This window comes from Paraburkholderia sp. SECH4 (assembly GCF_030511745.1).
In the GTDB taxonomy this organism is placed as follows: Bacteria; Pseudomonadota; Gammaproteobacteria; order Burkholderiales; family Burkholderiaceae; genus Paraburkholderia; species Paraburkholderia madseniana.
Window position 1 is genome coordinate 55,673 of sequence record NZ_JALOCP010000003.1, and the last position, 13,606, is coordinate 69,278.

A 13,606-nucleotide genomic window follows, 5' to 3' on the forward strand; every position below is an offset into this window, starting at 1 on the left:
ATGGCTGGCGTGATGCGTGCGACTAACACTTTCCTTCCTTGATCCCGCCGCTCGGCCATGACGGCGGGCTGTCTCCCTCTCTTCGCAGTTTTCGCTTAACTGGGTTAAACCGACGATACGGCGAGCGGTGTCATGCAAGAAGCATATGGCCGTCATAAATATCTGGCTCTAATGTGCATTTACCGAAACGGTTGCGATGCGCAATGAATATTGATCGAATTGCTTCGAGATTATTATTCTTACCGCTTGCGCTGATAAAAAAGCGCTCGGTTTTCGCTGTCAAGCCGAGTCGGTGCGGCATCTAACGGAACGCGAAGTTTCGCCGCAGTATCCTCATCTGGCCGGCTCACAATCAAAAACAATGTGCAGGTTTTGCCGGTTTTGCGGCGGCCCGAATTATCAACTTCAGAAAAATTTTCCGTTTCAACGGAGCTCCTGGAGTAATCGGGGCACGCTTTATGCTCTTAAACTGGCTCAATGAGTAATTCCGGGGAAAGCAATGAATCACCTCCAACTCGAAAAAGATATCAAACACCTTGAAAATGTAATCACGCATATTTCCGCTGAAGACCGCATCCCGCTGTCATATTGGCGCAACCGCATTAACTCGGTGTCCGGGGTGGCACTGGTGCCGGCGCAGGCTGGTCGCGTCAAACGGCTCAATGCGGCCCTCTCCGCATTGGAGGAGCGGCAGAAAGCGTAACTGTCCATGGGCGGAGGGTGACGTGTACCGTCTGATCGGGTAACGTTTCCGGCAGAAATAAGGGAACGTAACGCCTAAGGACTCAGGAGAAGCATGCAACCAGCAGGACTTTCAGCGACCCGGCTGACGGCGCTCACGAACGCCATGCAAGGCTATGTGGAACGCGGCGAAGTGGCGGGGGTCGTTTCGCTGGTTTGGCGGCGCGGTGAAATCGGTTACTTCGAGCCGCTCGGCTTGCGCGACGAAGCGGCCCAATTGCCCATGGAGCGCGACACGCTGTTTCGCATCGCGTCGATGACCAAACCGGTGACGAGCGCGGCGATCCTGATGCTGATCGAAGAGGATCGGCTCGCGCTCGACACGCCAATCTCATCGTGGCTGCCGGAGCTGGCTGCGCCATCCGTGCTGCGCGACCCCACCGGCCCGCTCGACGAAACCGACCCGCTCAGAGCGCCACTTACCGTGCTCGATCTGCTCACGCATCGCGCCGGCTTTGCCTATCATTTCACCGCCACCGGACCGTTGGCCGAAGCTTACGCGGCGGCCTTCAACGGTATTGAAGCGCGCGGGGATGCCGGCGCGTGGCTGGGGCGTATAGCCAGCTTGCCGTTGATGTTCCAGCCCGGCTCGCGCTGGCATTACGGCATCGCGACCGACGTCCTCGGCGTGCTGATCGAGCGCGTGAGTGGTATGCGGCTCGGCGACTTCTTCCGGACTCGGATTTTCGAACCGCTCGGCATGCGCGATACGGCGTTCTGGGTGCCCGACGCGCAGCTCACGCGCTTGGCGACGGCGTATGGCGTCGAGGCGGGCACGCGGCGGCGCGTGGTCGAAGATCATTCGTCGGCGAGCCGCTGGGCGAATCCCGACCGCTTTCAGAGCGGCGGCGGCGGCCTTGTCTCGACAGTGCAGGACTATCTGCAGTTCGCGCAACTGTTGCTAGGGCGTGGACGCGTCGGCTCGACACGTCTGCTGTCGCATCGCTCGGTCGATTTGATGCGCTCGAATTTTCTGACCCGCGACCAGCGACGCGTGCCGGCGTTCGGTCATGTGCTGTGGGCAGGCCAGGGTTTCGGCCTTGGCTTGTCCATCGTCGACGATCCGGCGCAGCAGTTGCCGCTCGGCTATCGCTCGATGGGTTCGTTCGGCTGGCCGGGTGCGTATGGCACGAGCTGGTTCGCCGATCCGGTGGAGGACCTGATCGGTCTCATGCTGATTCAGCGCCGTGCTGTCGAACCCTTCCCAATGTCGGTTGATTTCGAGCGCCGCGTGTACGATGCAATTGACGATTGAGTGCGTGGCCTGCAGCAGTTGAGCGGGCAGTCTTGAACGGCGGACAGCTCACGGGCGCACTCTGAGCGGACCGCCCTGCGCGGGCCGCTCTATCCGGCGCTTTATTCGTCTGATAGTGTCCGCAAGTGTCCGCACTGCAGTTCGTCAAATCGATCGGAGTACCCGCCATGGCCTCATATAAACAGTTAACTGCTCAGCTCGAGAAGCTTCATAAGGAAGTCGCGGTGGCGCGCGAAAAGGAAATCGCGCAGGCGATTGCCGAGATCAAGCAGAAGGTCGCCGAGTACGATCTGACCGCGGAAGAGTTGGGTTTTACGAGCAAGCGTGCTGCGGTACGCAAAGCGCCTTCGGTAGCCAAGTACCGCAACCCGAAAACCGGCGAGACGTGGAGCGGCCGTGGCCGCTCGCCTGGCTGGCTCGCGGGCAAGAATCGCGAGCGTTTTCTGATCGAAGGCTAAAGTACGTTTCGACCATGGCGCTTGCGCTCGCAACGCGCCGAATTTCTCTGAAATGAAGTTGCGGCGGGTTTTTCTCGCACCGCTGAGAGGGTCCCGAAAACGCTCACCTTTCGCGTGAGCTTGCAACGGGCGCCGTGGGTTTAGCGAGGCGCCTCGCACCAGGGTTCGTTGTTTCGGTGAGCCTGGTTTTGTCGGATGACGCACCTTGCGGTGCGATCACCCCGGCTGTCCCTCGTGGTGCTACAACCTTCCTCGAAATCCGCGCCAGCCTTTGCTGGCGGGCGTTCCCTGGCTATGCGAAGAATCGCGTAGTCCATCGTTCGATTCTCACACGGTCTTTTCCGCGGACTTTGCCTTGCTGCTGAACTTCGCGCCGCTGGTGCGTGTGCGGCCTTCTGTGCGTTCACCTTTCGCCTCGATTCGAGGCTCGCCATCGCGAGTCCCGAAAAGTCTCACCTTTGCGCTTGACCGTGCGCGCGACTCAACGCGCACATCCAACTTGCCGACTGGTGCGCCCGGGGCAAACCCGGAGATGAGTTCGCCTCATACCCCGCATCAAAACTCATCGATACATGGTCGCGAAGACCGCGCAGCACAATCGGTCATCCACTCACCCTCGACGGAAAGACCATGAGCGTATCGACGGACAAACAACTCTTTATCGGCGAAGGATTCGAAGGTCCTGGCGTCAATCTCGCGCATATCAACGTATTGGTCGGCCCGCGCAGCGGCCCTGCAGGGCAGGCCTTCGCTACGGCACTGGCGACGCCTTCAGCGGGGCACGCGCCGTTTGTCGTGATCGCGCGGCCGGGTGTGCCGACCAAGCCGTTGACGCTCTATGTGAACAAGGCGCAGATCGGCGGCGACTTCCACGGCAACGCGACGTGGGGTGCTTCGCAAGCCGGCATCGCGAGAGCGGTGGCCGAATCGCTGGAGAACGGCACGTTGCCGCCCGAAGCGGAGAACGATTGGGTGGTGGTGTCGGCGAACTGGGTCAATCCGGCCACCGACGATCTCGACGCCGTCTTCGAGAACAACTACCGCGCGTGCAAGAACGCAATTCTCGCGGCGATGAAGGGCCTGCCGCATCGCGATGAGGTGTTTGCCGCCGCACGCGACGTATCGAATCCGTTCTACACCCCCAAACGACGTTAATCACACGCAACGCGGTTCGCGTGCCGTGAGGGACGTGCTGCTGCGTGCGCTACTGAATGTGATCAGGAAGGAGACAAGCACTATGGAATACATTCGCCTCGGCCACTCGGGTCTGAAGGTGTCGCGTCTGTGTCTCGGCACGATGAACATGGGCACGCCGCAATGGAAGCCGTGGATCTTCGACGAAGCGCAGAGCGAACCGATCGTGCGTCACGCGCTGGAAGCCGGCGTCAATTTTATCGACCTCGCTGATTTCTATTCGACCGGCGTGGGCGAAGAAGTGGTGGGCCGCATTTTGAAGCGTCTCGCGCGGCGTGAGGAGATTGTCGTGACGACCAAGGTCGGCTACGACATGGGCGCGTATCAGAATGCTGGCGGCCATTCGCGCAAGCACATCATGGACGGTATCGACGCGTCGCTCACGCGCCTCGGTATGGATTACGTCGACATCTACATGCTGCATTTCTTCGACGTGAACACGCCGGTCGAAGAAACCATGGGCGCGTTGAACGATATCGTGTGCGCGGGCAAGGCGCGTTACATCGGCGTATCGACGATGTACACGTGGCAGTTCGCGAAGATCATGCAGGTCTGCGAGCGCAACGGTTGGCACAAACCCATCAACATGCAACTGCAGTTGAACCTTGCGTATCGCGAGGAAGAACGCGAAATGATTCCGTATTGCCAGGATCAGGGCGTCGGTGTGTCGGTGTTCAGTCCGCTGGCGCGTGGTCTGCTGACCTGCGATCCGAACTCAACACGTAACCAGACCGATTTCTTCACTGCGCAAATGTACGGCGATACGGCTTCTCGTGAGATTGCTGCTTCGGTGGCGCGCGTGGCAGCGCGGCGTGGTGTGTCGGCCGCGCAGATTGCGCAGGCGTGGGTGCTGAACCATGGCGGCGTTGCCAGCATGCTGGTCGGCGCGGATACACCGGCGCAATTCGACAGCGCGCTTGCCGCGCTCGGCACGAAGCTCAGTGCCGACGAATTGTTCGAACTCGAACGCAACTACACGCCGTGCGATCTGATCAACGACTACACCGCGGGAAAACGCATCGCTCGTGAAGCGCGGCTTGCGCAAGGCGTGTTCGTCGAGAACCTGGAGAAGGCCGCATGAGCGAATTGCTTCGAACCGGACATTACGTTGGTGGCCAGTGGTACGAAAGCGCGAGCACGTACCCGGTTCTGAATCCTGCAACGGGCGAGGTGATCGCTCAGGTCGCGAAGGGCGGCGCGGTGGAAACGACGCACGCCGTTGCTGCGGCAGAGCGAGCCTTTCCGGCGTGGCGCTCGATAACAGCCAAGGAGCGCGGCGCGCGTGTCAGACGCTGGGGCGAGTTGATGCTCGAGAACCGCGACGCGCTCGCCGAATTGCTGACACGCGAGCAAGGCAAACCGCTCGCCGAAGCGCGTGGCGAAGTCGGATATGCGGCGAGCTTCTTCGAATGGTTCGCTGAGGAAGCCAAGCGGAGTTATGGCGACGTGATCCCGAGCCCGAATCCGAACGCGAAGATCATTGTGACTCGAGAACCGGTCGGCGTGGTCGCGGCCATCACGCCGTGGAACTTCCCGCTTGCGATGATTACGCGCAAGGCCGGCCCGGCGATTGCGGCAGGCTGCACGATGGTGCTGAAGCCTTCCGAAGAAACGCCGTTGTCCGCTTTGGCGTTGCCAGTACTGGCGGAGAAGGCCGGTATTCCACCGGGCGTGTTCAACATTGTCTCCGGCGACGCAGTGGCGATCGGCGGTGTGCTGACTGAATCGGAGGTGGTGCGCAAGCTGTCGTTCACCGGCTCGACGCGCGTCGGCAAACTACTCGCGAAGCAGTCGGCGGATACGCTGAAGAAGCTGTCTTTGGAGCTTGGTGGCAACGCGCCGTTCATCGTTTTCGACGATGCGGATATCGACGCGGCAGTGCAAGGCGCGATGGCTTCGAAATTCCGCAACACCGGGCAGACCTGCGTGTGCGTGAATCGCTTCTACGTGCAGGACGGTATCTACGACGCATTCACGCAGGCGCTGACACGGGCTGTGCGGAAGATGCGCGTCGGCAACGCGCTTCAAGGCGAGGTTGAACAAGGTCCGCTGATCAACCAGGCGGCACTGAAGAAGGTGGAAGCGCATGTCGCCGACGCGTTGCAGAAAGGCGCGAAGGTTTTAACGGGCGGCAAACCGCATGCACTCGGCGGCACGTTCTATGAGCCGACCGTGCTGATCGATGCATCGAACTCGATGCTGATCGCCGCGGAAGAAACCTTTGGCCCAGTGGCCGCCTGCTTTCGCTTCAAGACGGAAGACGAAGCCATCGCGGCGGCCAACGACACGCCGTTCGGCCTCTCCGCCTATTTCTATACGCGCGATCTTGCCCGCGCATGGCGCGTGGCGGAAGCGCTGGAGAGCGGCATGGTCGGCATCAACGAAGGGATTTTGTCGACCGAAGTCGCGCCGTTCGGCGGCGTCAAGCAATCGGGCCTGGGCCGCGAAGGCTCGAAGTACGGCCTCGATGAATACACGGAACTGAAATACATGATGATGGGCGGGCTCGGCCGCTGATCTTCGTTTCACGCGTTCATCTCACGTGTTTGCCTGGCGCATTGCATGCCAATGCATGCGGCGAACGACGAGATAAACCGCGAAGCGAATGACGAGCCCAACTGCGTGGCTTGGCGCGGCACCGGCATCACGCCGGCTCCGCGTCCGCCGCGCACACACATACAAGGAGACAGCGTGAGCAATCAGGATAGCCAGGCGGCCACTTTCGGCGTCGCCCCCACTTTGCCGTCAGCCGCAGCGGCGGCCGTGCACGGCCCCATTCCTCTCGACGACGTTCCGTTGAACGCGTTCCACGTCAAGATTGCCGGGCTGACGTTCGGCGCCCACTTCACCGAAGGGTTTGCACTCGGCACGATCGGCTATGCACTGGCGTCGCTGAATCGCCAGATGCCGCTCGACGCGTTCTGGATGGGCATGATCGGCAGTTCCGCGCTGATGGGCATCTTTGTCGGCAGCCTGGTGTTCGGCTGGCTGTCGGATCGCCTGGGACGGCAGAAGATCTTTTTGTTGAGTTTTCTGATCATCACCGCAGCAGCGTTCGCGCAGTTCTACGTGAGTTCGCCGTTCGAGTTGTGTCTGCTGCGGGTGTTGATCGGCTTCGGCATGGGCGGCGATTTCGCGGTTGGGCATGCGATCCTCGCTGAATTTTCGCCACGCAAACATCGCGGCACCTTGCTCGGATCGTTCAGCGTGGTGTGGACCATCGGCTATGTGGTGGCCAACGTGCTCGGCATGCAGTATGCGGACGCGTCGCCCGATGCATGGCGGTGGCTGCTTGCGTCGGCCGGCATTCCCGCGCTGATCGTGCTGATTTTGCGGATGGGCACGCCCGAATCGCCGCGCTGGCTGCATGGCAAGGGACGGGTCGCTGAAGCCAAGGCGATCGTTCTCAAGCACTTCGGCCCTAACGTGACACCGAACGACTGCAACGATGAACATGCGCACATGCCCGGTGGCTTCATGCGCCTGTTCAAGAAAGATCTGATCCGCAGAACGATCTTCAACTGTGCGTTCTTTGTGTGCCTCGTGATTCCCTATTTCGCGATCTACACGTTTCTGCCCACCATTCTTAAAGCGATCCATTTGGACAACAACTCCAGCACGGATTTTCTGTTGAACGGATTCCTCGTGCTCGGCGCGTTGATCGGCATCTGGCTCACCATTAAGCTATCGCGCCGTGCGTTTCTGATCGGCTCGTTCGCGGTGACGTGCATGTCGCTGATTGCGTTGAGCCTGCTGCCGGAGTCCGCAACGCTCGCGATGATCGTCGCATTCGCGATCTTCACGCTGACGATGTCCGCTTTCTCGAACCTTGTTGGCGTGTTTCCTCCAGAGTGTTTTCCGACCGAGGTGCGCGCGTGCGGCGTCGGGTTGGCAATTGCGTGCAGCCGTCTTGGTTCGGCGGTCGGTACGTTTCTGTTGCCGCTCGGCATCCTCCACCTAGGTTTTCACTCGACGATGATGGTGCTTGCCGTTGTCCTGCTGATCGGCATGGTGGTGTCGATTGCATGGGCGCCTGAAACGAAGCATCTGACGTTGAACGAAGCCAGCGGCGCGTAGTTCGCAGTTAGCGCTGTTTAGAAACCCCGCCGCATCGGCAACGATGCGGCGGGGTTTTCTTATTTGCTGCGCGAGAACCGAGTGGAGGGGTTCCAGGAATTTTTCGGAAAAATCTCAATCGCTAACCTGAGTAAAACCCCAGCTGTCAGATTAATTCGAATTATCTGTGGGGATAGTCTTACACATTTAAGAATCGTCTTAAGTACTTCGACAAAGCGGAATCTTAATATTGTTTTGCGCCTGAACGATAGGCCAATGGTTCGAAACACATACCGCCACTTTTCTGGCTTAGAACATTGGAGCGCCCAGGGGCTAATGGCGAGTCTTATCTAATTCAGATTCGCCGTTGAATCGCAAAATTTCCTAACTCACTGGAGCAGCAAAATGAAATCATTCCTCCCAGCAATCGCGATCGCAACTGGCGGTCTGTTGGGTCTCGCATCGTTTGGCGCCCACGCGGCAGACGGCACGATCTCGTTCACCGGCACTGTGACGGCCAACACGTGTTCGATCAATGGCAAGACCGCGGGTTCGGCAGCCGACTTGAACATCAAACTGGACGACGTCACCGCAAGTTCGCTGGCGGCCGCAGGTGCAACGGGCGGCACGACGGCCACTCCGTTCGAATTTAACTTGACGAACTGCACAGGCGGCGCGACCAAGGCAGTCGCCCATTTCGAAAACGGCCCGACGGTTGACACGATCACCGGCAACCTGACGAACAGCGGCACAGCGAAAAACGTGCAGGTTCAACTGTTGAACGCAAAACGTTTGCCGATCAACATCGTGACGGAGGGAAACAACGATATTACCAACAACAGCACGGATATCAGCTCGGGCTCGGGCACGCTTCAGTACTACTCGCAGTACTACTCGCTTGGCGGGGCGGTGGCCGGTTCGGTCAACACGTCTGTGCAATACACGATGCAGTATCAGTAAGCCTTGACCGGAGGCGTTCACGCGGGTGAGCGCCTTTTTAACGGCTCTTTTTCAAGATTAAATTTAAAGGTGATTGTGATGAAGCTGCTAAAAAAATGACGATGGGAGTCGGTTTTGCCTGTGTGCTGCTCGCTGGCAGCGCACAGGCAAGCGTGACGATCGGCGGTACGCGAGTGGTGTATCCGCTCGATCAGCGCGAAGTCGCAGTCAAGCTGGATAACGACAGCAACAGGCCGTCGCTCGTGCAGGTATGGATGGACGACGGTAACGCGGACGCGAAACCCGGTGACATCAAGGTGCCGTTTGTGATTACGCCGCCGATCTTTCGCATGGACCCGAATAAAGCGCAGACGCTGCGCGTGATGTATAGCGGCGAAGCGCTGCCGCAGGATCGCGAATCGGTGTATTGGCTCAATGTACTGGACATTCCGCCGAAGGCGAGTGGCGCGACCGATGCCAACACACTGCAATTCGCCCTTCGCACGCGTATCAAGGTGTTCGTACGTCCGGCCAAACTGCCGGGCAAGCCCGAAGACGCACCGGCGCAACTCAGCTGGAAGATTGCCGCGTCGCCGAGCGGCAAGGGCCAGGCGGCGAGCGTATCGAATCCGACACCGTACTACGTGTCGTTTAGCGAAGTCGATGTCGAGAGCGGTGGTCACACCTACAAGAACGAGAGGGGCGGCATGGTGGCGCCTCACGCGACGGAGGTGCTGCCGGTCGAGAAGATGAATGGTGTATCCGCGGGTGCGAAGGTTCACTACACCGCTATTAGCGACTACGGCGGCGCCATCGATGGCGACGCAACGCTAGGTCAATAAGCCGCAGCTCCATTGTCCGTCGGGCGGCAGCCTTCCGCCCACAACTCAACCTTTCTCGCATACGGCCTGCGTTGCACAGGCAACGCACAGGGATGACGCACGCCTGTTGGAAGACATTGGAAGTCGGTCAGATCATGAAGCACTCACCTCGCCATCAGTCGCAAGTCTGCACCCGTGAAGTCCCCGATCCGCTCGGCTTGCATCCCATCGCTGCAGTTGTGATGTCGGTGTTCGCGGTCATGGGGGGCGTCCAGTCGGCGAACGTGAATGCTTCGGAGACGACTTCCGCCCCCGCCGTCCAGTTCGACACGACATTTTTGCGCACCGACCCGACGCAGACTGTGGACGTCGCGCGATTCTCGCAAGGCAATTCGGTGTCCCCCGGCGTTTATGCCGTCGATGTCTTCGTGAACGATATTCGTGTCGCACACGAGGACGTGCGCTTCGTGGCTGCAGGCGAAGGGCAAGGTGCGCATGCATGTCTTAGCCGGCAGATGCTGGAAAAGCTCGGGGTTGATTTTGCCAAGGTGAGTGCGGATAGCAGCGTCAAGGCGGTAGTAGCGCATGTGCCTGCCGACACAGGCGCTGATGCTCATGGAGCGGAAAGCAAGCAGGCCGGCGAACCGGCCGTTGCCAATGCGGACGAATGTGTTGATCTTGCCGTCATGGTGCCGCAAGCGACGATCGATTTTGACTTTTCAGAACAGAAGCTCATGCTGAGCGTGCCGCAGAAGTACATGCGTAACGCTGCACGCGGTTATGTGCCGCCTGAGATGTGGCAAAACGGTGTGAATGCGGGTTTCGTGAGTTACAACGCGAACACCTATCACACCGCCGGTTCGGGCACGGATTCGACGCAGAGCTATTTGGGCCTGAACGCCGGCGTGAATATTGGCGCATGGCATTTCCGCCATCAGTCTTCTATCTCGCAGGGGACTGGCCAAGGCACACAATTCGACAATATCGCCACGTACGTGCAGCACGACCTCACTGCGCTGAAGTCGCAGGTGACGTTGGGCGACGGTAGCACTACAGGTGACGTGTTCGACAGCGTGCAGTTCCGTGGCGCGCAGATCGCCACCGACGATCGCATGTTGCCCGACTCGCTGCGCGGCTATGCGCCGGTCGTGCGCGGAACGGCAGAGTCGAACGCACGTGTGACCGTCAAGCAGAACAATCAGGTGATCTACGAAACCAGCGTCTCGCCGGGGCCGTTCGAGATCAAGGATCTGTATGCGACCGGTTACGGCGGCAATCTCGACGTGACCGTCACCGAAGCCGATGGGCGCACCAAGACCTTTACCGTGCCCTATGCCTCGGTGGCACAGTCACTGCGGCCGGGCACGACGCGCTTCGCGGTGACTGCCGGGCAGTTGCGTAACGACAGCCTTGAAAACAAGCCGAATTTCGCGCAGTTCACCTTGCAGCGTGGTTTGACGAACATGCTGACAGCCTACGGCGGCGGTATTGCGGCGAATGGTTACGTGTCGGCCGACATCGGCGTGGCGCTCAACACGAAATTCGGTGCAATTTCCGCCGATGTGACGGGCTCCCAGACTCAGATTCCGAACCAGAGCACCATGCGCGGCACGAGCTTGCGCATCGGTTACAACAAATTCATTGACTCGACCGATACGAATATTGCGGTTGCAGCGTACCGCTATTCGACTGCTGGCTTCATGAATCTGTCGGACGCCGCATCGGTGCGCGATCAGGCAATGCGGGGCGGCGATATCAATTCGATCTATCGCCAGAAGAACCGTTTTCAACTGACGCTCAATCAGAATTTCAAGGACCGCGGTAGCGTGTTTCTGAGCGCATCCGCGCAGCAGTACTGGAATCACGGCGGCAGCGATACGTTCTATCAGGCTGGCTACACGAACAGCTACAAATACGGCACCTACAGCGTCACCGCGGGCCGCACGCGCAACTCGGACGGCTCGATGTCGAACCAGTTCATGGTCAGCACGACGATCCCGCTGGGTCACAGCCAGCACGCGCCGCTGATGTCGACAAGCCCGTCTAGCTCGGGTGGCAGCACCAGTATGCAGGCCAACGTGAGTGGCTCCTTGGGCGATAACAACCAGTATTCGTACAACGCTTACGGTACGTACGGCAACGGTAGCAGTTCGTCCAACACTGGCGTAAGCGGTACGTACCTCGCGCCGTATGCGCAAGTGACCGCCTCGGCAAGTGTGGGCTCGGGTTCACGCCAGGTGTCGGCCGGTATCAGCGGATCAATCGTTGCGCATCCTGGTGGTGTGACGTTATCGCAGACGGTTGGCGATACCTTCGGGATCGTCGAAGCACCGGGGGCAGAAGGCGCAAGCGTGTCGAGCGCGGCGGGTGTCAAGGTCAATAGCCGCGGTTATGCGGTGGTGCCGTACCTGACGCCTTACGGGATGAACACGGTCGATATCGACCCGAAGGGCACGTCGACCGATGTCGAGTTCCAATCGACTTCAGAGCAGGCCGTGCCGCGGCTTGGCTCTGTAGTGATGCTCAAGTACAAGACGGTGAATGGACGTGCAGCATTGATTCGCGCACCGCAACTCGGCGACAAGGCGCTGCCGTTTGGTGTGGATGTGGTCGACGGCAATGGACACACAGTAGGTGTGGTCGCGCAGGACAGCCGTATTTTTGCGCGAGGGCTGGAAGACAAGGGCTCGCTCTTTGTGAAGTGGGGGGCGGCGGCGTCTGAGCAGTGCCAGATTGACTATGTACTGCCGAAGTCGACTGGCAAGGCGGGCGCGGCATATACGTCAGTGCAGGGGCATTGCCTTGGCATGGGGGGATCGCTTCAGGCGGCATCCGCGATGGTGCGCGACGAGCAGGGTCACGTTGCCGGGGCGAATCCTGACCATGCAGCAGAACAAACACATTGAACTGATTTTCAGAACGGCAAGTGCCCGGTAGCAAGGCCTTGTCAGGAAGTACTCAAACTCGCTGTCAAGTGTCGCTGAGTTTCGAGTATCGGAACAATCGCTGGACCGCAAAACGAGTGAGTCTTGCGTTACAAGGAATGGACATCATGAAATTCACATCTGGAATGCCAAGCAAACTATCGCGATTAGCCGCGGTGGCCTGTCGCAGAAGAAGACCACTGGGGCTACTGATCGCGTGCCTTGCGCTGCTCATGAGCGCGCCTGAAGCGTACGCCGGTTGCGACTCCATCGGGTGGTACGCCCCCGAAGTGGTGATCAAACTCCCAACAACGATCGTTGTACCGCCCAATGCCCCAGATGGTGCTGTACTCGCTACTACAGAACCTGTTGCGGTGGTCGGAGCAACAGCTGGCAAGAAGTACGCAAATTGTAGCGGAGGCGGACTGATAAGATGGTCGAGTAACGGCCCCTTCGGAAGTACCACCAATTGGACCGGCTCGACGTCTATATCGGGAATCGGTTACACCATGTCTCTGTCAGGTGGCGGAGCGGTCGACGGTATGACTTTGAACTCCACCTATACCGTCCCTGATGGTGCGCTCACGTTCACTAGTCAACTGTATGTCGAGCTCAAACTGGTCAAGACGGGGCCTATCACCAAGCTGGGCACGCTCACGCTGAACGGCACCGGCGGCTATGCGATTACGTTTTACGTCGGAGGAACCGGTAGTATGACCGGCCTGGTTTCTGTGGCGCAGGTAGCTGGCTCCTCGTCCATTAGTTCTACCGCGTGCACCGTGACAAGTCCATCGCCCAGCGTCCCATTGGACCCCATCAAGGCGAGCGCGCTAACCGGCATTGGTTCTACCGCTGGAGAGAAGTCTTTTCCAATCACGCTCAATTGCCCGAGTGCCGGCACTAAGGTCTTTATTACTTTGACGGATAACGCTAACCCAGCCAATACAAGCACTACACTTGCTCTGAAATCCGGCTCAACGGCGAGTGGTGTCGCGCTCCAGGTGCTCAACCAAGGTACGCCGGTCGCGTTCGGACCGGATTCATCAGCGGCGGGTAACACGAATCAGTGGCAGGCGGGCACCTCTTCCGGTGGTCCGATGGACATCCCGCTTTCGGCGAGATACGTCCAGACGGACGCGAAAGTCAAGGCGGGTACCGTCAACGGCGTCGCAACCTTTACGATGTCATATCAGTAGTCTCCGACAGGGCGGCAATCTG

The 13,606-nt window shown here is 59.4% G+C and carries 11 protein-coding genes; all 11 read left to right on the top strand.

Annotation, left to right across the window (positions count from 1 at the left end):
* Positions 1–499 precede the first annotated feature (499 nt).
* The gene (locus M0D67_RS05750) at positions 500–703 is read left to right on the top strand and encodes a hypothetical protein (protein WP_266237765.1); all 204 of its coding nucleotides are present in this window, start codon (positions 500–502) and stop codon (positions 701–703) included.
* A gap of 93 nt (positions 704–796) precedes the next feature.
* A complete protein-coding gene (locus tag M0D67_RS05755; RefSeq protein ID WP_266237767.1) occupies positions 797–1,996 on the top strand; it encodes a serine hydrolase in 1,200 nt (399 codons plus the stop codon).
* A 167-nt stretch (positions 1,997–2,163) separates the two neighbouring features.
* Complete coding sequence (locus M0D67_RS05760) at positions 2,164–2,454, top strand: H-NS family nucleoid-associated regulatory protein (protein ID WP_054034751.1); 291 nt, start codon at positions 2,164–2,166, stop codon at positions 2,452–2,454.
* Positions 2,455–3,084: 630 nt separating this feature from the next.
* A complete protein-coding gene (gene fae, locus M0D67_RS05765; protein WP_266237769.1) occupies positions 3,085–3,609 on the top strand; it encodes a formaldehyde-activating enzyme in 525 nt (174 codons plus the stop codon).
* An 82-nt stretch (positions 3,610–3,691) separates the two neighbouring features.
* Positions 3,692–4,729 (top strand): aldo/keto reductase, encoded by a 1,038-nt coding sequence (locus M0D67_RS05770; RefSeq protein WP_266237771.1) that lies wholly within the window; start codon positions 3,692–3,694, stop codon positions 4,727–4,729.
* Positions 4,726–6,165 carry an NAD-dependent succinate-semialdehyde dehydrogenase gene (locus M0D67_RS05775; RefSeq protein WP_266237773.1) on the top strand — a complete coding sequence of 480 codons (1,440 nt, stop codon included), beginning with the start codon at positions 4,726–4,728 and terminating at the stop codon, positions 6,163–6,165. The genes M0D67_RS05770 and M0D67_RS05775 overlap by 4 nt, the downstream gene beginning before the upstream one ends.
* Before the next feature lie 174 nt (positions 6,166–6,339).
* Positions 6,340–7,725, top strand: a complete 1,386-nt coding sequence (locus M0D67_RS05780) for an MFS transporter (RefSeq protein WP_266237775.1) — start codon at positions 6,340–6,342, stop codon at positions 7,723–7,725.
* 384 nt (positions 7,726–8,109) lie between these two features.
* Positions 8,110–8,664 (top strand): fimbrial protein, encoded by a 555-nt coding sequence (locus M0D67_RS05785; protein ID WP_266237777.1) that lies wholly within the window; start codon positions 8,110–8,112, stop codon positions 8,662–8,664.
* A 95-nt stretch (positions 8,665–8,759) separates the two neighbouring features.
* Positions 8,760–9,485, top strand: coding sequence for a fimbria/pilus periplasmic chaperone (locus tag M0D67_RS05790; protein WP_266237779.1), 726 nt, complete (start codon positions 8,760–8,762; stop codon positions 9,483–9,485).
* 239 nt (positions 9,486–9,724) lie between these two features.
* The gene (locus M0D67_RS05795) at positions 9,725–12,370 is read left to right on the top strand and encodes a fimbria/pilus outer membrane usher protein (RefSeq protein WP_266238268.1); all 2,646 of its coding nucleotides are present in this window, start codon (positions 9,725–9,727) and stop codon (positions 12,368–12,370) included.
* Positions 12,371–12,930: 560 nt separating this feature from the next.
* Entirely contained in the window at positions 12,931–13,584 is a 654-nt protein-coding gene (locus M0D67_RS05800) for a fimbrial protein (RefSeq protein WP_266237781.1), read from the top strand.
* Positions 13,585–13,606: the final 22 nt, after the last annotated feature.

Coding starts and splice junctions, on each gene's coding strand:
- M0D67_RS05790 (WP_266237779.1), top strand. CDS start 8,760: ATGACGATGGGAGTCGGTTTTGCCTGTGTGCTGCTCGCTGGCAGCGCA.
- fae (WP_266237769.1), top strand. CDS start 3,085: ATGAGCGTATCGACGGACAAACAACTCTTTATCGGCGAAGGATTCGAA.
- M0D67_RS05785 (WP_266237777.1), top strand. CDS start 8,110: ATGAAATCATTCCTCCCAGCAATCGCGATCGCAACTGGCGGTCTGTTG.
- M0D67_RS05795 (WP_266238268.1), top strand. CDS start 9,725: ATGGGGGGCGTCCAGTCGGCGAACGTGAATGCTTCGGAGACGACTTCC.
- M0D67_RS05760 (WP_054034751.1), top strand. CDS start 2,164: ATGGCCTCATATAAACAGTTAACTGCTCAGCTCGAGAAGCTTCATAAG.
- M0D67_RS05750 (WP_266237765.1), top strand. CDS start 500: ATGAATCACCTCCAACTCGAAAAAGATATCAAACACCTTGAAAATGTA.
- M0D67_RS05775 (WP_266237773.1), top strand. CDS start 4,726: ATGAGCGAATTGCTTCGAACCGGACATTACGTTGGTGGCCAGTGGTAC.
- M0D67_RS05770 (WP_266237771.1), top strand. CDS start 3,692: ATGGAATACATTCGCCTCGGCCACTCGGGTCTGAAGGTGTCGCGTCTG.
- M0D67_RS05800 (WP_266237781.1), top strand. CDS start 12,931: ATGACTTTGAACTCCACCTATACCGTCCCTGATGGTGCGCTCACGTTC.
- M0D67_RS05755 (WP_266237767.1), top strand. CDS start 797: ATGCAACCAGCAGGACTTTCAGCGACCCGGCTGACGGCGCTCACGAAC.